The organism is Acinetobacter sp. P1(2025) (genome assembly GCF_051390655.1).
Taxonomy (GTDB): Bacteria; Pseudomonadota; Gammaproteobacteria; order Pseudomonadales; family Moraxellaceae; genus Acinetobacter; species Acinetobacter junii.
In genome coordinates this window covers 1-22,064 of the sequence record NZ_JBPKBJ010000005.1, presented here as the reverse complement: position 1 = coordinate 22,064, position 22,064 = coordinate 1, and the positions used below count along the sequence as shown (strand labels likewise).

Sequence of the window (22,064 nt, the reverse complement as noted above, 5' to 3'; positions counted from 1 at the left end):
TCTGTCCAACAAAACGACAAAATTTGACAAAAATTGGCTAATTTTTGATAGAAAATAACTATTGATAATTGTTTTTTGATTGGTTTGTTGTTTGTATTCTGAGGTTGTATTTAGTTATTTTTAGTAAAATCAATTGCTTGTATTTTTATTGAGGAATGCAATTTAAATGTAAAAAATATGTAATCTTGTCAACCAATTAAAAAAAGCCACCATTAAGGTGGCTTTTTTATGTTGCTGTTATGTTGATGCTTTGCGTTTCATTTGATCAAAGAAATCATCATTCGTCTTGGTTTCTTTCATTCGATCTAATAAAAATTCCATTGCAGCAAGTTCATCCATTGGATGTAATAATTTGCGCAGAATCCAGACTTTACGTAAGTTTTCTTCGCCCATTAAGCGCTCTTCGCGACGAGTACCTGATTTCTTGATGTTCATTGCAGGGAATACACGTTTCTCTGCGATACGGCGATCAAGCGTAATCTCTTGGTTACCCGTACCTTTGAATTCTTCGTAGATAACATCGTCCATCTTACTGCCTGTTTCGATTAATGCAGTCGAAATGATCGTAAGTGAACCGCCTTCTTCAATATTACGTGCAGCACCAAAGAAACGTTTTGGACGTTCTAATGCATGAGCATCTACACCACCTGTAAGTACCTTGCCAGATGAAGGAATGACAGTATTATAAGCACGTGCAAGACGAGTAATTGAGTCAAGCAGAATCACAACATCCTTTTTATGCTCAACTAGACGTTTTGCTTTCTCAATCACCATTTCCGCAACTTGTACGTGACGAGCTGGTGCTTCATCGAAGGTCGAGGCAACTACTTCACCACGTACTGTACGTTCCATTTCTGTTACTTCTTCGGGACGTTCGTCAATAAGAAGAACAATCAGAAATACTTCTGGATTATTACGGACGATTGATTGAGCAATGTTTTGTAATAACATTGTTTTACCCGCTTTAGGCGGTGCAACAATGATTGAACGTTGACCTTTACCAATTGGTGCCACTAAATCTACTACACGTGCAGTGAGATCTTCAGTTGTACCATTGCCTAGTTCCATAACGAGTTGTTCAGTTGGGAACAATGGGGTGAGGTTTTCGAATAAAATCTTATTACGCGAGTTTTCTGGTGTGTCGTAGTTAATTTGATTTACTTTTAATAAAGCAAAATAACGTTCACCTTCTTTAGGTGGACGAATTGTACCTGTAATGGTATCGCCAGTGCGAAGGTTGAAACGACGGATTTGTGATGGGCTCACATAAATATCATCTGGTCCAGCTAAATATGAACCAGCGGCTGAGCGAAGGAAACCAAAGCCATCAGAAAGGATTTCAAGAACACCATCACCAAAGATTTCTTCGCCATTCATGGCATGGCGCTTTAAAATGGCAAAAATAATATCTTGTTTACGGTTACGTGCCATGCCTTCAAGGCCCATAAACTCCGCAATTTTAATGAGTTCGCCAATGGGTTTTTTCTTGAGTTCAGTTAAGTTCATAAGTGGTCAGACAGAATGGAATAAGTGGAGGATAATGTTAGGGAAAGAATAAAAAATCGACCGCATACATACGTGCTGATGTAATTGTATTTACACAACCACAATTCAGTAGTCTGGTTCATTGTTTCAGAGAGAAATGTGAAAACAATTGTTATTGCCGAGCGGCGATCTTATGTTTGTGTCTTGTAAGAAGCGTAATGAAGTAGATTCCATTCAAAGCTTCTTGATCCAGTAATATAGGTTAAATCAAGGAAAATGTCAATTTATACGAGGAAATACGCTATTAGACTAATAACGTATTTCAAGTCGAGTTCAATCTAAATAAAGTTAGACGTTTTGATCGATAAATGCAGCAAGTTTTGAGCGAGGAGCTGCACCAACTTGTTGAGCAACAACTTCACCATTTTTGAACATTAATAGAGCTGGAATATTACGAATATTGTATTTCACAGCTGTTTCTTCACATGCAGTTACGTCGACTTTAACGATTTTTACTTTACCTGCATATTCGTTAGAAAGGTCTTCTAGGACAGGTGCAATTGCTTTACAAGGTGCACACCAACCAGCCCAAAAGTCTACAAGTACAGGAGTTTCAGCATCTAAAACATCTGCTTGGAAGTTTTCATCAGTTGTATTAACAATAGTCGCAGACATAAGGTTGCTCCAAAATTTAGAAATAAAGTGCGAATTCAATCATCTTCACGATGAATATTACATTGCTACTTTATTCAATGTAAGGGTTTGTTGCCATTATTCAAGTATCAAAATGAAAAGTCCAATGGATGCTCACGATGTTCACTATCGACTTATACAATCATTTATGTGTTAAAAAGAGAAAATCTGCTGCTTTTATTGCTTAAAATGACTTTAAAATTCTAAGCATGTGAATTACTCTAATGCGTGAATTGAGCATGGGTTTATATGAAGAATGTCTGATTTTCTGATTGATGAAGAATTACTTGCTGCGATTGATATGGGATCGAATAGTTTCCATTTGGCAATTGCTCGTGTAGATCACGGAGAGGTTAAGAAAGTTGCTTCAATGTCAGAAAAGGTTCAGTTGGCCGCTGGACTCGATGAAAATAAAAATTTAACTGAAGCTGCGCAACAGCGTGGTTTGGCTTGTCTAGCTCGATTCGTTGGGCGTTTAAGTTCTGTTCAACCTAATCGTTTAAGAATTGTGGCAACCAATGCGTTACGACAAGCTAAAAATGGTCACGAGTTTATTCAAAAAGCTGCTGAAATTTTACCAAAGCCAATTGAGATTATTGCTGGTCGTGAAGAGGCTCGTCTAATTTATTTAGGTGTTTCTCATACCATGGCAAATGGTGGCAGACGTTTAGTCGTTGACATCGGTGGTGGTTCAACAGAATTTATTATTGGTGAAGAGTTTGAGCCTTTGCATACTGAATCGTTGCAAATGGGTTGCGTTGCCTTTAGTAAGGCATATTTTGCAGATGGTGAGATTTCAACAAAAGCCTTTGATAAAGCGGTAGTTGCTGCGCGTAAAGAGCTCTCTGCAATCGCAAATACTTATAAATCAGAAGGCTGGGATACAGTAGTTGGTTCCAGCGGGACGATTAAAGCTTGTCGCCAGATTTCTGTGAATCTAGGCTTAAGTGATGAGCAAGAAAATTTGACCCGTGAAGGCTTATATAAGTTAAAAGATCGTTTGTTAAAATTCAAACATGTCTCTGAAATTGATTTTGAAGGACTACGCGAAGATCGTCGAGCAGTTTTGCCAGCTGGTCTAGCAATTTTGTACGCTATTTTTGAAGTGATGAATATTGATAAATTGGCATATTCTGACGGTGCATTACGTGAAGGTGTGATGTATGACCTGTTAGGTCGATTTAAACATGAAGATATTCGTGACCGTAGTGTGCAAGCATTAATGGGACGTTACAACGCTGATCCTAAACAAGCCGAACGTGTAGTGAATACCGCGCAACAATTGTTTGATGGCGTTGCAGGTGCTTTAAATTTAACGACTGAAGACAGTGACTTACTACGTCGTGCAGCTTATTTACATGAAATTGGATTAGCGATTAGTCATGGTGGTTATCATCGTCATGGTGCATATTTATTGCAGCATTCTGATATCCCCGGTTTCTCTCAAATCGATCAAAATCACCTCTCTCATCTTGTATCGCACCATCGTCGTAAATTACGTGCAGATGCAAAAAATGATGTGATGAAGGTGGGTGGCAGCCATTTACTTTATTTGTGTTTGCTATTACGCCTCGCTGTTTTGCTGAACCATAGTCGTAGTGATCAGATGCTTCCTGCCATTGAACTGAGTGTTGTAAATGGTCAACAATGGCAACTCAGCGTTTCTGGCGATGCTAAACAATGGCCTTTATTGGTTGCTGATTTGCATGATGAGCAAGTGCAGTTTAAGAATTGGGACATTGAGTTAAATATTCAGTCAGACAATTTTGTTGATTAACAATACATCCTTGTTAGGGATTATCTACGACTTATGAAAAATAAAGCGACTCAGTCCAAGGCTTGGGCTACGGTTCAAATTGCGCGACATCCTGAACGCCCGCAATTTCTAGATTATGTTAGTGAAATCTTTACTGAATTTGATGCACTTCACGGTGACCGTTTGTATGGTGATGATGGTGCCATGATCGGTGGTCTTGCTCGTTTTGACGGACAACCCGTAATGGTAGTTGGTCAACATCGTGGACGTAGTACGCGTGAAAAGTTACAACATAACTTTGGTATGTGTAACCCAGAAGGCTATCGTAAATCACAACGTTTGCTAGATATGGCTGAGCGTTTTAATTTACCTGTATTTACTTTTGTCGATACCATGGGTGCTTATCCAGGTGTTGGTGCAGAAGAGCGTGGACAAGCAGAAGCGATTGCAACCAGTTTGGCTCAGCTTTCTAGTTTGAAAGTGCCAGTGATTGCGACTGTACTTGGTGAAGGTGGTTCAGGTGGTGCGCTAGGTATAGGTGTGGCAGATCGAGTAATTATGCTTTCACACAGTATTTATTCTGTGATTTCACCAGAAGGTTGTGCTTCTATTTTATGGAAAACTGCTGATAAAGCAGCGCAAGCGAGTGAAGCCTTAGCTCTGACTGCTGACAAATTGAAAGCGATTGGAATTGTGGAGTATGTTGTGGATGAAGGTGAGGGGGCACATTTGCAACCTGAGAAAGTCATGCATGATTTGAAAGATGTACTCAAACAAGCCTTAGAAGAATTGCAACCGATGGATGCTCAAGCACGATGCGAAGCACGTTATCAACGTTTAATGAAGTTTGGCAGCAGCAATTTAGGCATCGCGTCTTAGCACAAACACAGCATTTTTCTAAAGATACTCAATTCTTAATTGGGTGCAGCGGCGGCATGGATTCCATGCTGTTGTTGTATCTAATGTCCGAAATTTTCCCAAGTCAAACCCGTTCAATTTATGTTGATCATCAGTTGCAATCGAGCAGTACGGAGTGGGGATGTTTAGTTCAGAAACAATCTGAACAATTAAACATTCCTTGTGTGATCCAAAAAGTACATGTCGATGCAGGAAATCTTGAGCAGCAAGCACGTCATGCACGTTATCAAGCCTATACAAAGCATTTAAAAAGCCATGAAATCTTGGTGTTAGCTCATCACCAACAAGACCAAGCTGAAACTCTACTATTGCGTTTATTTTCAGGTGCAGGTGTTAATGGTTTATCCGCCATGCAAGCATATGATGTGCGAAAAGATTTGACGATATGGCGACCTTTTTTAGAGCTCAGCCGACAGCAAATTGAGGAGTGGACTAAACAAATTGGTTTTGAATATGTTGTCGATCCAACAAATCATGATACTCATTATGATCGGGCATGGTGTCGTGAAGAGTTATGGCCTGTATTAGAAAAGCGCTTCCCAAAAATGCAATCAGCTGTGTCACGAACGAGTTATCTGATGCAAGATGCCACAGAAATTTTAGATGATGTGCTGCAAAGTGATTGGAAATTATGTGCAACTGAGAATGAGCTGGATTTAACTCGCCTGTTGGAATTATCGGATGCACGCAAACGTCAATTGTTGTCCGCTTGGATAAAAGGCAAAGATCAATACCGCCCAAGTTATGACATGGTCAAACGCCTTCAAGATGAAGTGATTTTTGCTAAGCCTGATGCACAAGCAACTTTACATATTAATTCTTATTATTATGTCCGCTACCAGAAAAAATTGTATCGTCTAACCCATGCAGAGCTGTACGCAGAAAAGCTTTTTCCTATTCAACCTATTATGAATCAATCTTACAACTTGGAAGAAATGATTCAAACTGCTTCAGGTAAGTTCAAAATATTGACGCGAGATATAGGTCTTTCCAAACAATTATTAAATAAAGATTTACAATTGATTAAACGCCAAGGCGGTGAAAAAATTCATCTTTACGGGCGAATCGGGCATTGGCCACTGAAAAAAGCGATTCAAGATGCACAGATTTTGCCTTGGTTCCGTCATACAATTCAAATATTAGTCGTGGAAAATGTTATGCTTGGGGTTTTTAGCCCTAAAGGGTTTTGGTTGGCTCAATCTGACTATATCGAGCAGGGAGGGTGGCAACCAAGTTTAGTTTCAGATTGTCGAGAAAATTCTCCTCAATCTTTTTCAAATGACGAGTAGGAAATGGCGACAGCATTGAATCAAAACATCTGTTTTATTGGCGGCGGTAACATGGCTCAGGCCTTGATCGGAGGATTACTTTCTCGCGGGCTGCCAACAACACGAATTACAGTTTCAGATCCAGTAGAACAAATTCGTCAAATATTAGAAGAAAAAGGAATTCAAACAACCACGGACAATGTTGAAGCAATTCAAAATGCAGATGTGGTCGTACTAGCGGTTAAGCCTCAAGTATTAGCTACGGTTTTACAACCTTTAAAAGGTTTGCTATCCGATAAACTGGTCATTTCCATTATTGCAGGCGCAGAAATTCAAACAATTTCAGAGTTGATTGGTGGAAGCCAGCGTATTGTGCGTGTAATGCCAAATACACCTGCTTTAGTACAAACAGGTGCGCACGGTATTTATGCTTCAGAAGCTGTTAATGCTCAAGATCGTGAGTTAACGAGTCAAATTTTAGCTGCAACAGGTTTGACGATTTGGGTCGATAGCGAAGCTCAAATTGATGCGGTAACAGCGGTATCAGGTTCGGGACCTGCATATTTTTTCTATCTAATGGAAAGTATGATTCGAGCAGGAAAAAATTTGGGCTTAGATGAGAAAGTTGCAACTGCACTCACGTTGCAAACAGCATTGGGTGCAGCCCAAATGGCAATTACCAGCTCTAACTCACCATCAGAATTGCGTAAAAATGTGACATCTCCAAATGGTACGACTCAAGCTGCATTAGAAGTGTTTGATCGTGCGCAGATTTCACAAAATATTCAAGCAGCGCTTGCGGCAGCTCAAAAACGTAGTCAAGAGCTTGCACAAGAGTTAAGTGAAAAGACTAAATCAGTTTAAGTAGGATAAGACAAGTATGGGTGCAAGTTCTGCGCTAATTTTTGGTGTTTTGATCAATGTCGCAATTTTATTGGTCTTTTTCCGTTTTTTAATGCAATTGGCAGCGGTTAGCCCTTATAACCCAGTTGTACTTTCAACTGTTAAAGCGACCAAAATTGTAGATATCCTGAGCCGTAGTTTGCCAACCGTAGGCAAAGGGCGCGTCAATTTAGCGGCAATTGCTTTATTGATTGTGCTTTATTTGTTGAAAATTTTCGGGTTGATGTATCTATCAGGGCAGATGCCCCATAGTGCTGTCTATCTTGTGATTACGACATTCGTGACGATGATTCAGGATTTGATCCGTTTCTGTCGCTACTTGATTTTTGCAACGATTATTTTGAGTTGGGTGGTGATGTTTACACAGTCACGCTCACCATATATCGAAGTTATTCAGGAACTCGCAGAACCTTTACTTGCGCCTTTCCGTCGTTTACTACCAAATATGGGGATGATTGATTTGTCACCAATTTTGGCTTTCTTGGCGTTGTATATTGCTGAGATTTTGATGAATGAAGCTGCAAAAGTTCTGTTGACGGGTCTTTGATCGGTTTGAAAATAAAAAAAGGATTGTGTCAAAACAATCCTTTTTTTATGCCTAAAAATTAGTGTGCGGCATCCCAGTTTAGACCTTGTCCAACTTCCACCACAAAAGGTACGGAAATTTCTAATACAGACTGCATCACATCAGCAATTTGTTTTGAAAGTTCATCTGCAATTGCCACATCAGCTTCAAAAACCAATTCATCGTGCACTTGCAGTAAAAGTTTAGCTTGATCTTTAGGCAAAATTTTATCAACGGCAATCATTGCAAGTTTGATGATATCTGCTGCACTTCCTTGTAAGGGGGCATTAATCGCCGCTCGTTCAGCTGCTTGCTTGATCATTTTATTTGTTGCCAAAATATCTGGTGTGTATAGACGACGACCTAAAATGGTTTCTACAAAACCTTGCTCACGTGCAATCTGACGTGTACGTTCCATATAATCCAATACACCTGGATAACGTTGGAAATAACGTGCAATATAGCTACGTGATTCTTCACGAGTGAAACCAAGTTGGCGGGTTAAGCCAAACTCAGACATGCCGTAAAGCAACCCAAAGTTAACCGCTTTAGCTTGGCGACGTTGATCATTGGTTACGTCTTCAATAGCGATTCCCAATACTTCAGAGGCAGTACGACGATGAACATCCTGACCTTGTTGAAAAGCGTGTACTAGAGCATCATCTTGTGAAAAATGAGCCATTAAGCGCAGTTCAATCTGTGAATAGTCGGCTGCAAGGAGGACACGACCTTCGGGAGCGATAAATGCTTTACGAATTTGGCGACCAATTGGTGTACGAATCGGGATGTTTTGCAGATTAGGATCAGTAGAAGATAAACGCCCTGTCGCAGTTAAAGCTTGATGATAGCTAGTATGTACACGATGGGTTGCATCATGTGATTGCTCAACTAATCGATCAGTATATGTATTTTTGAGTTTTGCCAAGCCGCGATGTTCTAAAATCACTTCCGCTAAAGGATGTTCGATTTTTTCAAGAATACTTTCACTGGTACTGTATTGTCCCGTGGCAGTTTTCTTACCGCCTTTAATTCCCAACTTATCAAATAGAACCTCTCCGACCTGTTTAGGCGAGGCAATATTAAACATTTCACCTGCAAGCTCAGTTGCTTGATTCTCTAATGTTTGCATGGTGTCGGAGAATTCTACACTGAGCTGATCTAAGAATTTATGATCAAGCTTGATTCCATCTTCTTCCATCCCTGTCAGTACTCGTGCAACAGGCATCTCAATATTGTGGAGAATATTAACAAGTTCAGGATGGCTTTTTAGTTTTGAAGAAAGTACTTCATACAAACGATAAGTGACGTGTGCATCTTCGGCTGCATAATGTGCTGCAACTTCGAGTTCAATCTGATTAAAGGTTTTTTGCTTAGCGCCTTTACCTGCAATTTGTTCGAAAGTAGTTGTCAGGTGGCTGAGATAAACACGTGCTACATCATCCATACCATGACGAGTTGCAGCAGCATTCAAAACATAGGACGCGAGCATAGTATCGAAGTACCAGCCTTGGATTGTGATACCGTGATTGGCAAAGATATGAGCATCATATTTTAAATGATGACCAATTTTCTTGACTTGCTCATTTTCTAAAATTGGTTTGATTTGTGCTAAAACTTGTTCCCGACTGAGTTGTTCAGGAGCGCCTTCATAATCATGAGCTAGAGGAACATAGTAGGCTTCATTGGCATCAAATGCGATTGAGAATCCAACCAGTTCAGCCACTCGATAGTCTAAGTTGGTGGTTTCTGTATCAATTGCAAAGTGATCCGCTTGTTGCATACGTTGCAACAATAGCTCCCAGTCAGCTTGCTCTAGTACAGTATGATAAGTCGCTTCACCTAATTGATCATCTTGGCTTGAAAGATTTGCATGATCTTCTATCGCTATAGATTCAGTTTTTTGTTCAGCTTTGACAATACTTTGAGAGGTCTGTTGATAGACAGGCGTATTTGGATTATTAGGATGATCCAAAGATTGTAATTGGTTACGGAACTCAAGTTCTGTGTATAAATGACGAAGTTGTTCGGTGTTCGGTTGACTTAATTTTAGATCATGCCAATCTAAAGCGAGATCGAGGTCACAGACGATACTTGCCAATTGGTGGTCAATTTTAATATTGTCTAAATTATCTTTGATATTCTGACTGAGTTTACCTTTGAGTTGATCCACGTTCGCAATAATATTATTGAGTGAACCATATTCTGTTAATAGTTTTGCCGCAGTCTTTGCGCCTACTCCTGGAACACCCATGATGCCATCGGATGCATCGCCCATGAGCGTAAGATAATCAATAATTTGATGAGGGTGTACGCCAAATTTCTCTAATACACCCGCCTCATCAAGTACACGTTCTTTAAAACTATCTTCAAGTTTGACATGTGGATTAACAAGTTGAGCCATATCTTTATCACCTGTCGAGATTAAGACATGATGACCTTCTGATAATGCTCGTTTTGTTAAGGTCCCAATAATATCATCCGCCTCTGCGCCAGGAAGGCTATATAACGGGATGCCAAGAGCTTTGATTAGGGCATGTAAATAAGGAATTTGTTCAGATAACTCCTCCGGCATGCTTGGACGATCACCTTTATATATGGGTGATAATTTATGGCGGAAAGTTGGTTCTGGAGTATCAAAAATAACAGCCATATGTGTTGGCTGGGTACGACGCATTAATTTCTGAATCGCCGAAATAGCACCACGAATTGCATTAGTATGTAGGCCAGTAGACGTCGTTAATGGCGGTAAAGCGTGAAAAGCACGAAATAGAAAATAAGACCCGTCAACCAAGACAAAAGGTGGCATTGCGCAAATCCTTATTATGAACTGCGAGCTATTTTACGTGAAAAAGCAGTCCATGTCCTTGTTAGGCAGAATGATGATGACGATCTATGTCGTTTAAAAATTGCAGTTATTTGTATGTAAAAATGACGGTTTATAGACTGATCAAGTAAGATACGATTAATAAAGCTGTAATCATTGATATAAGTCTATGTATAAAAAAGATAAACAGGGAATCGTGATTGTTTTAGTTGTGCTGACAGTATTACTAGCATCAGCGATTGCATTTAAATGGCAAGGCACTATTGTTGCTTCTGCGATTGGTTTAACTGTTGCTATTGTGCACATTCTTTCAGAAATTCACACTCGATTACGTCAACTTGAATATGATGCTCCAAGTTATTTTGCTCAATCAGCTACAATTGGTGCTCAGAAGATCGTGATTTATAGTGCTGCATTAGTCGCACTTTTTGCCTATGCAAATACATGGATGTGGTTGGCAGGTGGGGCATTGTTAGTGTTATTACTTTGCCTCATTCAGACGATCAGTAGCTTTCAAACCCGATTATTGCATTTAGAACAATATGGAAAAACAGTCGTCCAAAATGATTTAAATAGTGTTTCTGCTCATATCAACCAAGCTAATCAATTATCAACACCTAATCATTCTGTCTCTGAAAGTCAGGTGCAACATCCAGCTACATGGATGCAAGCAGAATCTTCATCATCAAACGAATACTCATTAACTCCAGAGCCATCTAAGAAGCAATTATCGACATCATCTCAAACTGCATGGTGGCAACCTATCTTGCAATGGATGATTCATGGCAATCCGATTTTACGAATTGCTGTCGCTGTATTGATGGTTGGCGTCGTATTATTATTACGTTTCGCAAGTGAGCATTGGCAGTTAAGTTTAGGTGTAAAGCTTAGTTTTATTGCCCTTACAGGTACTGTGATCACAATCGCAGGATACTGGTTGCAACGAAAAAATCAGCTATTTGCTGTTGCTTTGCAGGGCGTCGGTCTTGCTATTGTGTTCCTCACATTAATTTTCTCACATCACTTTGCAGTGATTGCGAGTTTGAAAACAGCCAGTTTATTCTTTGTAATTTTATTATCAGTTACTGTTTATCTAAGTTTAAAACAGCAAGCATTATATTTGGCCATGCTAGCGCTGACGATGGCTTATATTGCACCACTTGTCATACCTCAATCACATCCTGACGTGATTTTTCTATTTGGCTACTATTTTGTGATTAACCTTGCTGTCGCAGCCGTTAACTTTATTCAACCTTGGAAAATTCTGCATCAGATTGCCTTTTTCGCAACGCTCTTTATTGGCGGGGCTATGATTGGGCTTTATGGAGAGACTCAACAGTTCGATACCTTAGATGTAATTTTATGGTTGCATATTGGTTTGTTTGTTTGGCTAAGTATTCGTTATAGCCAATTGATGCTGCGGGTATGGGATGGCGATTTATCAACAGAGAGTAAAGCGAATCAAAAGGAACAGCGATTACAGCCAATTCTAGATGTAGGTTTGATTTTTAGTGTTCCTGTATTGGGTTTCTCTCTACACGCTTATCTGATGCATAACTCTACTCAAGCATTGACTTGGGGTGCAGTTGCACTTGCGATTATTTATGGCGCTTTAAATATTTGGATTAAACAAAGGCATCCGCAGCTTTCTATTTTGGCTAAAAGCTTCTTTATTCTTGCCGTGGTATTTACGGCTTTGATATTTCCATTGGCAAAAGGGGCACATTGGACATCAACAGGTTGGGTCATTCAAGGAACAGCATTGATCGTTTGGGGAGTGACCGAGCGTTATCGTCTTAGTCGATATATCGGAGTTGCCTTAGTGCTATTGAGTTCTGTGGCACTTATTTTCCAAGTTTGGTCAAATGATGACTTCCCAATTTTGAGTACAGTGATTTTTGCACTTGCGCAATTCATATCAGCTTTCTATTTATTGCACTATCAAGAGGTTGAAAAATATTTTAGTGCGCGGATGCTAAGCGGGATTTTTTTAGCACTTGGCATGTATGCAGGATCAATTGCTGCGATAGAGTTTATGCATTGGCAAAATCAAGGCATGAATCCTTATTTGGCAATCGCAGCCGTTTTGTTGCTGTTATTTGGTTTTATGGTTCAGCTTAAGTCCAAAATCGAATGGGTTAATGTACAACTTATCTTGATCAGTGGATTACTTTTCTTAAGTTATGGCGTAAGTTTTGCGGAGAATGTTTACTCCACAGGTGATTGGTTTACACCTCTAAGCCAATTTAGCGCCCTGACGACTACACTTGCGCTGACTATTTTGCTCATCAAGATGAAATCTTTCTCTTCATCGCTATATTCTTTGATCTGGTCTGCTTTGCTTTGGTTAAGTTTAGCGGGTATTGGTATTACACTTTTTCCCAATATTGCTGTTATTGCATTGGCTGTTTTTCCTGCGATATACGCTGGCTGGTTATTTTTATCAAAAAACCTGCTTTTATTGGATCAAAAACCAGTGTGGGGGCTAACCTTATTTTGGTTACTTTTAATTTGTTTAGATTCATATTCTGCAACTCAGTTTTATGTGCTTCCTTTATTTAACTTAACTGATTTTCTCTCTTTACTAATGTTTATTGGTTTGATCTGGGTGATTTATCATCATCATTTTGACGATGAGCATTCGGTAGAATGGGGATTCAAAGTCTCAACGATTTTAGTCGGTTTACTTGTATTAAGTAGCATTGTTGTACGCGCTATGCATCATTATGTTGGAACACCGTTATGGGGGATAGAAATCTGGCAGAATGGCAATGTACAACTAAGTCTGACCTTATTATGGGTGATTTTAGCTTTTATCCTTATGACCTTTTCAAGCCGTCGGCATATCCGACAAATTTGGTTTGTTGGGGCTGCGTTGTTGGGGATCGTTGTGTTTAAGTTATTGTTATTAGATTTATCGCAAAGTGGTACTTTGACACGTGTTATTTCGTTTATTGGTTCAGGTGCAGTCATGCTTCTAATTGCATATCTTGCACCTTTACCACCTGCCCAAGAACAGTCTAAAGAATCTTCATCTATCTAACTTTATCTTCTTTTTTGAGCTCTTTTTGATGGGCATATTGATCGACCTCATCATCCTCTAAAGGGATGGGGCGATCAATTAAACCCATTTTAGGTACAGGGATTTCAATTTCATTTTCAAGGAAACCATTACGAACCCTTTCTTGCATTTCATCTCGGACTTTTAATGCATTTTCCTGACGACACCATACCGCAAACAACAGCTCAATTGAGGATTCACGAAATGCAGTTACTGTTACGGTTGGTTTAGGATCATCCATAACCAGTGGATATTTAGATGCAACATCCAATAGTACCTGTCTTACTTTAATAATGTCTTCGTGAAAATTAATCGCTAAGGTAATCGGAATACGCCGTATCGGGTATTTGGATAAATTCATGACAGGGGTGCGAATGAGCTGCTCATTTGGAAGCCGAATATAAACATTGTCGAGCGTCAGAAGTTTGACCGATAAAAGATCGATAGAGATCACTTCACCTTCAATGGTTTGTCCTCGAATCAACGTAATCTGTATTGTATCGCCGACTTCAAAAGAACCTTCACCGATTAAGAATAGCCCGCTGATTAAGTTTGTCGCTGAGGTTTGAGAAGCGAAACCTAGAGCAACAGTTAGTATCCCTGCTGCACCCAAGAATACACTGAGTTTAAATCCAGCTTCTCTTAAACTGGTCATGATGAAGAGTAGGAAAATAAAGTAAAAAATACCTCTTCGCCATAATAATCGTTGATGTGCGTTAAACCGACTACCAATGGTGCGGATAAAGGTATTAGAAACTAGACGTGCAATTACAAAGCCGATTAAACATAAAATTAGGGCTACAGCAATTTCACTTAGTCTTTCAAAATTAATATTGGTAAATATGCTGGTGAAGCTAGATGCGACATCTTTTGGAATATTGGTATCAGCCATAGCAACTCCTTAAAAGAATGAATCAAACATATTAAATAAGTTGCTTCCAGGCGCACGTGGAGGATGTACGTAAATGACTTCACCTGCCTGAGTTGGTGTTTTGTTTTCAATACGAATACGTGCAGGATGTTCTGAACCCTCATAATACACCTTGATTTGAGACGTCCAGAGACGACCTGTGCCTTCACTATAAAATAAAGGAAGGGCAGGAACAGGGACATTCATACGATCAAATCGCAGTTGATGCTGACTTGTATTATGAAACTCGATAGGTGTAACAGCTCTAAAGGCACGTGGCTTTAATAGATTTAGGTCAGTTCGTCCATCTACAGATGTTGCATAACAAATTTCACCATGCTGAGGATCTTTACCAAACCATGTGTCTTTCGGCTGAATCACAGGAATATCAAACAAAGGTTCACTTAAACCATCTACTAAGCCTGCAATCCATAACGGAGTACTGATATAAAGCGTTCCGCGTTGACCAGCAGGAATATAAATCGGATCAACAGGTTTAATAACAACAGAGCGATCTGCCAAACGTGGCATTAAATGAAATGAGCTATTGGTTTTATGAAACATATAGCGTTCAATTTTTGCAGGTTGTGGCATTGCAAATTCTGTATCAGATAAAACATGCCATTGTTGCTCGTAATCATGCTGACATTGTGGTCGATGATATTCTAAACGCCATTCTTTGATGCCTCTCGTTAAGCGAAAGAGCAGTGAACCAAATTGCCAAGCTTTGGCTTGTTGAATTTCAAATTGTTGTTCACCCCACCATCTCAATGTGTCAGAGTGAGGTGCTTTATATGGATTATTTTGAGACAAGGTGCAAAATTCCTTTGTGAGTATGCTAAACAGACTTCACGCTGTAATCTCCTTAGAGTACACTCAACTCTTCCTTTCATCATTATAAATTGTGATGCAAATACTTAAACAAATACAAATTCCATATAGTTTCGCCAAAAGGCATGGCGTTTTATTGCGCTATGAAGGCGATCAAGTTTTTATTGTACGACGCAAGGATACAGCGCGAATTGCATTACAAGAAGCACGTCGAATTTTGGGGAAAGCTGCGCATGATCAATTGTGTACAGATCAAGAGTTTCATGCACTACTCAGTTCCAGTTATGCAGGTGATACAGGCGAATCTCAGCAAGTTGCCGCTGGTTTAGAGGATCATCCTGATTTATTAAGTTTGGCTGATCAGGTGCCTGAAGCTGAAGATTTGATGGATCAAGAAGATGATGCACCTATTGTTCGTCTGATTAATGCGTTGTTATCCGAAGCGATTCGTGTCGGTGCATCTGATATTCATATTGAAGCATTTGAAAAAAAGTTGTCTGTTCGTTTACGTGTAGATGGACAATTACGAGAAATTGTCCAACCACGCCGTGAATTAGCTCCTTTGCTAGTCTCTCGTATTAAAGTCATGGCAAAGTTGGACATTGCTGAAAAACGTATTCCACAAGATGGTCGTATTTCTTTGCGTTTAGCTGGACGTGAGGTCGATGTTCGTGTTTCTACTTTGCCATCATCTCATGGCGAGCGTGTGGTGATGCGTTTACTTGATAAGCAGGCGGGTCGTTTAAATATGACACATCTTGGCTTGATGCAAAATGATTATGAACGTTTAACTCAATTGGTTCATCGTCCACATGGCATCATTTTGGTCACTGGTCCAACGGGTTCAGGTAAAACGACAACCTTATATGCAGCCTTGTCTGACTTGAATGATAATACGCGCAATATTTTGACGGCCGAAGATCCAATTGAATACCAACTAGAAGGGATTGGGCAGACACAGGTCAATACGAAAGTTGATATGACATTTGCTCGTGCGCTTAAGGCTATGCTGCGTCAAGATCCTGATGTTGTTATGGTGGGTGAGATTCGCGATCTTGAAACGGCAGAAATTGCGGTACAAGCTTCACTAACAGGTCACCTCGTTTTATCTACGTTACATACCAATACTGCAATTGGTGCGGTAACTCGTTTAAAAGATATGGGGATTGAACCATTCTTGCTTTCAAGTTCATTGATTGGTGTAATTGCACAGCGTTTAGTTCGAACATTATGTCCACATTGCGTAACTTGGCGAAAAGCAGATGATTTTGAACGACAGGTATTTCAGCATCTCAAGGTAGATGAACACATGGAATTACCAGAACCACATGGTTGCGAGAAATGTTCACATGTTGGTTTTAGTGGGCGAACAGCGATTTATGAAATTGTACCAGTCGATGAGTCGATGCGTCGATTAATTCATGGTAATGCAGCCGAATATGAGTTGGAAAATCATGCTCGCCGTCATGCCGCATCGATTCGTGATGATGGCTTATTAAAAGTCTTGGCTGGTAAAACCACTTTAGAAGAAGTGCTACGTGTTACAAACGAAGCAGCTGAAGAATAATTTTCTATTCTTAATGAAAAACAGCATGATCAATCATGCTGTTTTTTTATTTTATATATCAATTTGTTACTATATTGAAATTCACATCAATATTGTTGCGTGTTGCATTTGAATACGGACATACGATGTGCGCTGCCGCTACAAGCTCTTCAGCCTCGGTTTGATCCATACCGATTAAATAGATATTCAAAGTCACTTCAATACCGAAGCCATTTGGAATCGGGCCAATACCAACTTCACCCTCAATATAAGGATCTGGAGTAATCTTTAATTTATCTCGGTTTGCTACAAACTTCATGGCACCTAAAAAACATGCTGAATAGCCTGCTGCAAAAAGTTGTTCTGGATTGGTCACTTCACCACCTGCACCGCCCATTTCTTTAGGTACGCCTAATTTAACATCTAAAACACCATCAGAAGATGTCGCACGACCATCACGACCACCTGTTGCTTTAGCTTTTGCTCGATAAACTACTTTTTCTAATGACATATTGAATAATCCTAGCTGACACAGTTTGGTATTATTCAATCCTGCATAAATGGATGATGAAAGCAAAGGAGAAAACGGTAAATTTAATGACGGCTTTGGTAAAGAAGTAAAAGACAAAATATAAAATTGAAAAGAGTATCTACCCATCAAATAGATGCAGCAAATCTACCAAAGCTCGATGATTTTTTTCATCAATTTTGCTCTAAAACGTGCGGTTGGATTATTTATATCATTTTGAGATTGTTGTTCATAAAAACTATGCCAAGCTTTAATCATATCTTGAGTAACACCTTTCTGTTTGATGATCACCACATCTTCACGCTGGATGTTATCTAGTCTTTGTCGAGCACCTTCAGCACCAGTCCCCCAACCAATAATCCAAAGACCAAAACTATTAAATGATAAATTTGATGGTGTAGGTAAGTGCTGCATATCATTTGTTACTTCAACAGCATTAGCATAACTTGGTACCACATTAATGAATGTAGTTGCCCCTATAATCAACAAAATAGAAAGAAGTCTAAACATGGATACAGCTTAATTGGTGTTAAGAGGGAATTTTACAATAATCAAATAGCATAAATATTATGGTTTGTTTGACTATCCTAAATTATGTTTATTAAATCATGAACCTAGGTATGAAGGGGAGATAAAGCGTGACCAAAAATTTCAAAAACTAAAATTTTAATAATTAAAGTGAGACTTAGTAGGCAATTATTTTTCGATGTTGCATAAGTGGCATAGATAAGCGAATATTTTCTTGTTCAGCTTGATCGAAATCAGCGCTAATTAAACCATGTCCTTCGTAGTCGATTATTTGTAAAAGTTGTCCACGACTATTGGTTATACCCGAATGACCCCATGTTTGACGTTTTTCACCATGCCAACCCTGTTGTGCAGCACCTAATACAAAACATTGACTGTCCATAGCTCGTGCTTGTAGTAACAATTGCCAGTGCATTTGACCTGTTGTGTAAGTAAAAGCAGCAGGAGCAGATAAAATGTTTGCACCTTGTTGGCGTAAGGTTAGTGCGAGTTCTGGAAAGCGAAGATCATAACAAACCATTAATCCAATATGACCAAATGGAGTTTTTGCAACAACGACTTGATCACCTGGTTCAAAGAATTTTGATTCTTGATATCCACCAACAGCATCACCCACTTGAACATCAAACAAATGGATTTTGTCATAACGAGCCTCAGTACCTTCAGGACTAATACATAAGCTTACGGTTCTGACGCGTCCATCAGTAATGACTGATCCATCTGGGCGAAAAGGGCACGGTAAAGTGCCAGCGATAATCCATATTTGATATCGGTGTGATAATTGTTCTAAACGTTGCTGAATGGTTTCAAATTGATTTGCAGTCTCACGTTGTTTTCCTGCAGCAAAACAAACAAAGTTTTCAGGAAAAACGATTAATTCGCCACCCTGAGCCTTACTTTGTTGAATTAATGACTCGATGACAAGGAAATTAGATTCAATGTCATCTTGTGAATTCATTTGAGCAACAGAAAGTAAGGTCATAAGTGTGCAGACTTAGTTATCAATTAAGCATTTTGTTGGTGTGTATCAAGATTTAGACAATCTTGCTCTTTTTGCAATTGCTTCACCAATGGTTCAAACATATTTTGATTGTTTTCGTTCAAACGCATTAATGTTTTGTGTGCTTCTAATACTGTGTTGAGCATGGCGCTGTGAGTAACATGTTCTTCAGTTAGCTCAAGCGTGCAAACATTAGGATCACCACAGTAATTTAAAATCACAAAGACCTGACCCAAGCCCATGCTATTGGCTAGGGTGGTAATATCTGGATTAGTTGACAGCATCACTGCTTGTATATGATGAACTTGTTTGAGTTTTAAGCCCAACTTTGCAAGTACACCTAAGACAGTACTATCAATGAACGTTGTTTCAGTTAAATCAACGATTGCACCAACAACATTTTGCTGCTGTTCAATTTTGTTGAGTAATTTGTCTAGACTTATACAAGAATGTGCACGCACTTCGCCAATAAGCTTGAAAATATGCGTTCCGTTCAAACTTGCATATTCAACATGACCTGTTGACATATAAATGCCATTTTCAGAGAAAGGATATAAAATTATCCCATAGTGATATGGTAGACACAAGTGGTTGCATAGTTCTTTGTTTTTAAGCTTTTGATAATTAAACTAATTCATTCGGCATATGCTGAGTATAGCGATGTCATCTGCAACGTGTTCAGGAGCTTGGAATGAATTATTCTGAAGATGATCAACTAATTGGTTGAACTGATCATTCAAACCACCATCGAAGGGTTCAAGAGCACCATCTGAACATAAAATAAAACGTGCATCAGGATTTAATTTACAAATGTGTTCTTCAACATCTAAATCCTCAGTGAGTCCCAAAGGGAAACTACTGGTTGTAAGAATTTGAGGTGCTTGATTAGGTTCAAAGATAATTGGAGGTGGATAGTGCCCTGCACTAGACCATGTAATTTCATGAGTTTGTAGATTTAGAATACCTGCCACCATGGTGATATGTTTTTCAATATTCTCTTGAACTAACATTGCATTCAGTTTTTGAATGAGCTGGCGAGGTGTCTTGGAACGACCATGGAAAGCTGCCATCCATGAGGTTAGTAAACTACTTGTAACACCATGACCTGAAACATCAGCTAAATAAAACAGCACTTCATATTCATTGAGTTTCCAATAATCATACCAATCACCTGATAAATAAGCCGAAGGTTGAAAAAAAGACTCAACCTCATAATTGGGTAGACTTATTGGGTTCGGTAGTAAACGTTTCTGTAATGCTGCTGCTGAAGGAAGATCACGGCTATCTTGATTTCGTTTGTATTGCGCATCAATTTTGAATAAAGCATGTATTGGGTTTTTGGGTAAATTGTTCCAAATCCAACCGGCTAAAGCACCCATTTCCCAAGCTTGGGCTAATGCAGCACCTTCATCTTCAAATGCTAATACGATCGTTGGGAGCTTCCATTGATATTTCAAAAAGTCCTGTACATCGGCAATTGCAATAATTGTTTGATCATATAAGTCTAAATCATCAGCTTGAATGATCTGTAGACTGGGTAGCTCATTCAGAGCTTGATCTAAACAAGGTATTGAGCGCGATGGTTGAATGAAATACATAGATGAATAGCCGATCCTTTGTATGATCATTTTTTAATTCATCATAGATGAAATATGATGGAAAACATAGTATTACTCACATTTAAAATAGAGAGTAATACTTATGTCTATAAATATAAAAATGCGAATTTACTGATTATCCGAAGATTCTTCAGTATCTTCAGTATCTTCAGTATCTTCAACAAATGATACATCTGCAGAGTCACCATGTTTTTCAGCAATTTGGAAAGCCTTTCTTTGCAGATAGAAATCTCGAATCATTGCATATTTATCGCCTTTTAAGCTTTCTTCAATATCTAAAACTTGAGCACGAGCATCTATAGCTTGTAACACATTTGTAGACCAATAAATTCCTTGTTGGTCGTCGAGCATATATTTTTGTGGGCGACCATAACGATCGATAGCTAAGCCAAACCCATCACGAAAAGTACTAGGTCCGAAAAAAGGAAGCATTACATAAGGACCAGACGGGACGCCGTAATAGCCTAAAGTCACACCAAAGCTTTCCTCTTCGGTTGGTAATCCTAAACGACGTGCTGGGTCAGCAAAACCTAAGGTTGTTAAAGTATTTAAAGTAAAGCGTCCTAATGTTTTTGCTGCGCGAGATGGACGCCCTTGTATAAGTTGGTTGACGGCATTCCAGGGCTCACCGAGATTTTTGCGAAATTGACGGTAAGGACTTCGTACAGGTTCTGGTACTTTTTCAACATATTGGATAGCTACTGGCTTAAGTACATATCGGTCTAATGTATCGTTGAAGGCAAAGATTTGGCGATTTAATGGTTGTAGAGGATCTTTAACCGCATCAGGTTGCGCTGCATTAGCATTTACCTTCAAATCATCCTTGGTTATTTTTTTTAAATCTTTAATTGCTTGCAGAGTTGATGTTTTTTGTTGTGTATTTAATTGGTTTTCAATTGATTCAGTTACGACTGGGGATTGCTCAGATACATCTTGAGCTATTGCTGTATTAAATGCTCCAGCAGTTAACAACCCAAGCAAGAAAAAATTTGAGTAATGCATATAAGTCCTTGATCGCAGTTAGAGCGAAATTACAGTCATTAAAATGAATGCGCTAATTAAACGCAAAACATAGATAAAGTAAGTACAATTTATTTGTTCTACTATTATTAAAGCAAATTCGATCGAAAAATATAAGAAATATTGTGAATTTGGTTTAAAAATGTTCACTCGAAATAAAATCCTATTGAAGGGTGTTGCATTGGTGTGAGAATGCTGTAGAATGCACATCCATCGGCGGTGATGCGGATAAAAACTTGTTGAGAAACAAGGATTTGGCTGAATTGGTTGGATTCTTGAGTTGGTTGATAAGTTTTAAAAATATCTAAATTACCTGTTGACTTTAAAGAAATTTAGAGTAATATAGCCGACCTAGCTTGATGATGACGAATCATCGAGAAGATCATTAAGAGAATAGAAGAACAACTTGTGTGGATTTTTACTGGTTGATCGATCGAATATATTTTCATTGATTGAATGGTAGAAATTTCTCGAAGTTTATTTGAGCGAATTTTTAGTCAGAAAATTGATGAGCCAGAATTAGCACCTTGTCTTAACTAAGGTGCAAAATGATTTTAACTGAAGAGTTTGATCATGGCTCAGATTGAACGCTGGCGGCAGGCTTAACA

17 protein-coding genes and 2 pseudogenes are annotated in these 22,064 nt (G+C 39.0%); 8 read left to right on the top strand and 11 right to left on the bottom strand.

Annotated features, from left to right (window positions below; translation table 11 throughout):
• Positions 1 to 237: 237 nt before the first annotated feature.
• Both rho and trxA read right to left on the bottom strand, forming a co-directional pair.
• Complete coding sequence (gene rho / locus ACSC97_RS02245; RefSeq protein ID WP_004955720.1) at positions 238 to 1,506, bottom strand: transcription termination factor Rho; 1,269 nt, start codon at positions 1,504 to 1,506, stop codon at positions 238 to 240.
• A gap of 327 nt (positions 1,507 to 1,833) precedes the next feature.
• Positions 1,834 to 2,160 (bottom strand): thioredoxin, encoded by a 327-nt coding sequence (gene trxA, locus ACSC97_RS02240; RefSeq protein ID WP_004906753.1) that lies wholly within the window; start codon positions 2,158 to 2,160, stop codon positions 1,834 to 1,836.
• Between the two features lie 274 nt (positions 2,161 to 2,434).
• Here trxA and ppx point away from each other — a divergent pair, with 274 nt between their 5' ends.
• Genes ppx through ACSC97_RS02215 form a run of 5 tightly spaced genes read left to right on the top strand, consistent with a single transcriptional unit; the run spans position 2,435 to position 7,570 of the window.
• Positions 2,435 to 3,955, top strand: coding sequence for an exopolyphosphatase (gene ppx, locus ACSC97_RS02235; RefSeq protein WP_004906756.1), 1,521 nt, complete (start codon positions 2,435 to 2,437; stop codon positions 3,953 to 3,955).
• Between the two features lie 33 nt (positions 3,956 to 3,988).
• Positions 3,989 to 4,813, top strand: coding sequence for an acetyl-CoA carboxylase carboxyltransferase subunit alpha (locus ACSC97_RS02230; RefSeq protein ID WP_004906758.1), 825 nt, complete (start codon positions 3,989 to 3,991; stop codon positions 4,811 to 4,813).
• Complete coding sequence (tilS, locus tag ACSC97_RS02225) at positions 4,750 to 6,141, top strand: tRNA lysidine(34) synthetase TilS (RefSeq protein ID WP_436659103.1); 1,392 nt, start codon at positions 4,750 to 4,752, stop codon at positions 6,139 to 6,141. Before ACSC97_RS02230 ends, tilS begins: the two co-directional genes overlap by 64 nt.
• Before the next feature lie 3 nt (positions 6,142 to 6,144).
• A complete protein-coding gene (proC, locus tag ACSC97_RS02220; RefSeq protein WP_004955724.1) occupies positions 6,145 to 6,984 on the top strand; it encodes a pyrroline-5-carboxylate reductase in 840 nt (279 codons plus the stop codon).
• A 16-nt stretch (positions 6,985 to 7,000) separates the two neighbouring features.
• Positions 7,001 to 7,570: a YggT family protein gene (locus tag ACSC97_RS02215; protein WP_004906765.1), complete on the top strand. Its 570-nt coding sequence runs from the start codon at positions 7,001 to 7,003 to the stop codon at positions 7,568 to 7,570.
• Positions 7,571 to 7,628: 58 nt separating this feature from the next.
• On the opposite strand, the gene polA is transcribed toward ACSC97_RS02215, so the two are convergent.
• Complete coding sequence (gene polA / locus ACSC97_RS02210) at positions 7,629 to 10,394, bottom strand: DNA polymerase I (RefSeq protein WP_436659100.1); 2,766 nt, start codon at positions 10,392 to 10,394, stop codon at positions 7,629 to 7,631.
• Between the two features lie 187 nt (positions 10,395 to 10,581).
• Between polA and ACSC97_RS02205 the strand changes: the two are divergent.
• Positions 10,582 to 10,957 (top strand): annotated as a pseudogene (locus tag ACSC97_RS02205) (DUF2339 domain-containing protein); the annotation flags it as partial.
• A 197-nt stretch (positions 10,958 to 11,154) separates the two neighbouring features.
• Positions 11,155 to 13,455: pseudogene (locus tag ACSC97_RS02200) on the top strand (DUF2339 domain-containing protein); the annotation flags it as partial.
• Here ACSC97_RS02200 and ACSC97_RS02195 read toward each other — a convergent pair.
• Together ACSC97_RS02195 and ACSC97_RS02190 are read right to left on the bottom strand one after the other, a co-directional pair.
• On the bottom strand, positions 13,448 to 14,365 hold the full coding sequence (locus tag ACSC97_RS02195; RefSeq protein ID WP_004906771.1) for a mechanosensitive ion channel family protein: 918 nt from the start codon (positions 14,363 to 14,365) through the stop codon (positions 13,448 to 13,450). The pseudogene ACSC97_RS02200 and the gene ACSC97_RS02195 sit on opposite strands and share 8 nt — an antisense overlap.
• 9 nt (positions 14,366 to 14,374) lie before the next feature.
• Positions 14,375 to 15,196, bottom strand: a complete 822-nt coding sequence (locus ACSC97_RS02190) for a hypothetical protein (protein WP_004906776.1) — start codon at positions 15,194 to 15,196, stop codon at positions 14,375 to 14,377.
• A 94-nt stretch (positions 15,197 to 15,290) separates the two neighbouring features.
• On the opposite strand from ACSC97_RS02190, the gene gspE reads away from it, so the two are divergent.
• Entirely contained in the window at positions 15,291 to 16,781 is a 1,491-nt protein-coding gene (gspE, locus tag ACSC97_RS02185) for a type II secretion system ATPase GspE (protein ID WP_004955732.1), read from the top strand.
• A 58-nt stretch (positions 16,782 to 16,839) separates the two neighbouring features.
• On the opposite strand, the gene ACSC97_RS02180 is transcribed toward gspE, so the two are convergent.
• From ACSC97_RS02180 to ACSC97_RS02155, 6 genes are all read right to left on the bottom strand, one after another.
• Positions 16,840 to 17,271 (bottom strand): organic hydroperoxide resistance protein, encoded by a 432-nt coding sequence (locus tag ACSC97_RS02180; protein ID WP_436659097.1) that lies wholly within the window; start codon positions 17,269 to 17,271, stop codon positions 16,840 to 16,842.
• A 165-nt stretch (positions 17,272 to 17,436) separates the two neighbouring features.
• Positions 17,437 to 17,799, bottom strand: coding sequence for a DUF4951 domain-containing protein (locus ACSC97_RS02175; protein ID WP_004955734.1), 363 nt, complete (start codon positions 17,797 to 17,799; stop codon positions 17,437 to 17,439).
• Between the two features lie 175 nt (positions 17,800 to 17,974).
• Positions 17,975 to 18,799: a carbon-nitrogen hydrolase family protein gene (locus ACSC97_RS02170; RefSeq protein ID WP_004955736.1), complete on the bottom strand. Its 825-nt coding sequence runs from the start codon at positions 18,797 to 18,799 to the stop codon at positions 17,975 to 17,977.
• Positions 18,800 to 18,822: 23 nt separating this feature from the next.
• Positions 18,823 to 19,344: an anti-anti-sigma factor GigB gene (gene gigB / locus ACSC97_RS02165; protein WP_004906790.1), complete on the bottom strand. Its 522-nt coding sequence runs from the start codon at positions 19,342 to 19,344 to the stop codon at positions 18,823 to 18,825.
• 102 nt (positions 19,345 to 19,446) lie between these two features.
• On the bottom strand, positions 19,447 to 20,415 hold the full coding sequence (gene gigA, locus ACSC97_RS02160) for an RsbU family protein phosphatase GigA (RefSeq protein WP_004955739.1): 969 nt from the start codon (positions 20,413 to 20,415) through the stop codon (positions 19,447 to 19,449).
• A gap of 129 nt (positions 20,416 to 20,544) precedes the next feature.
• Positions 20,545 to 21,438 (bottom strand): MlaA family lipoprotein, encoded by an 894-nt coding sequence (locus ACSC97_RS02155; protein ID WP_436659094.1) that lies wholly within the window; start codon positions 21,436 to 21,438, stop codon positions 20,545 to 20,547.
• Between the last annotated feature and the right edge of the window lie 626 nt (positions 21,439 to 22,064).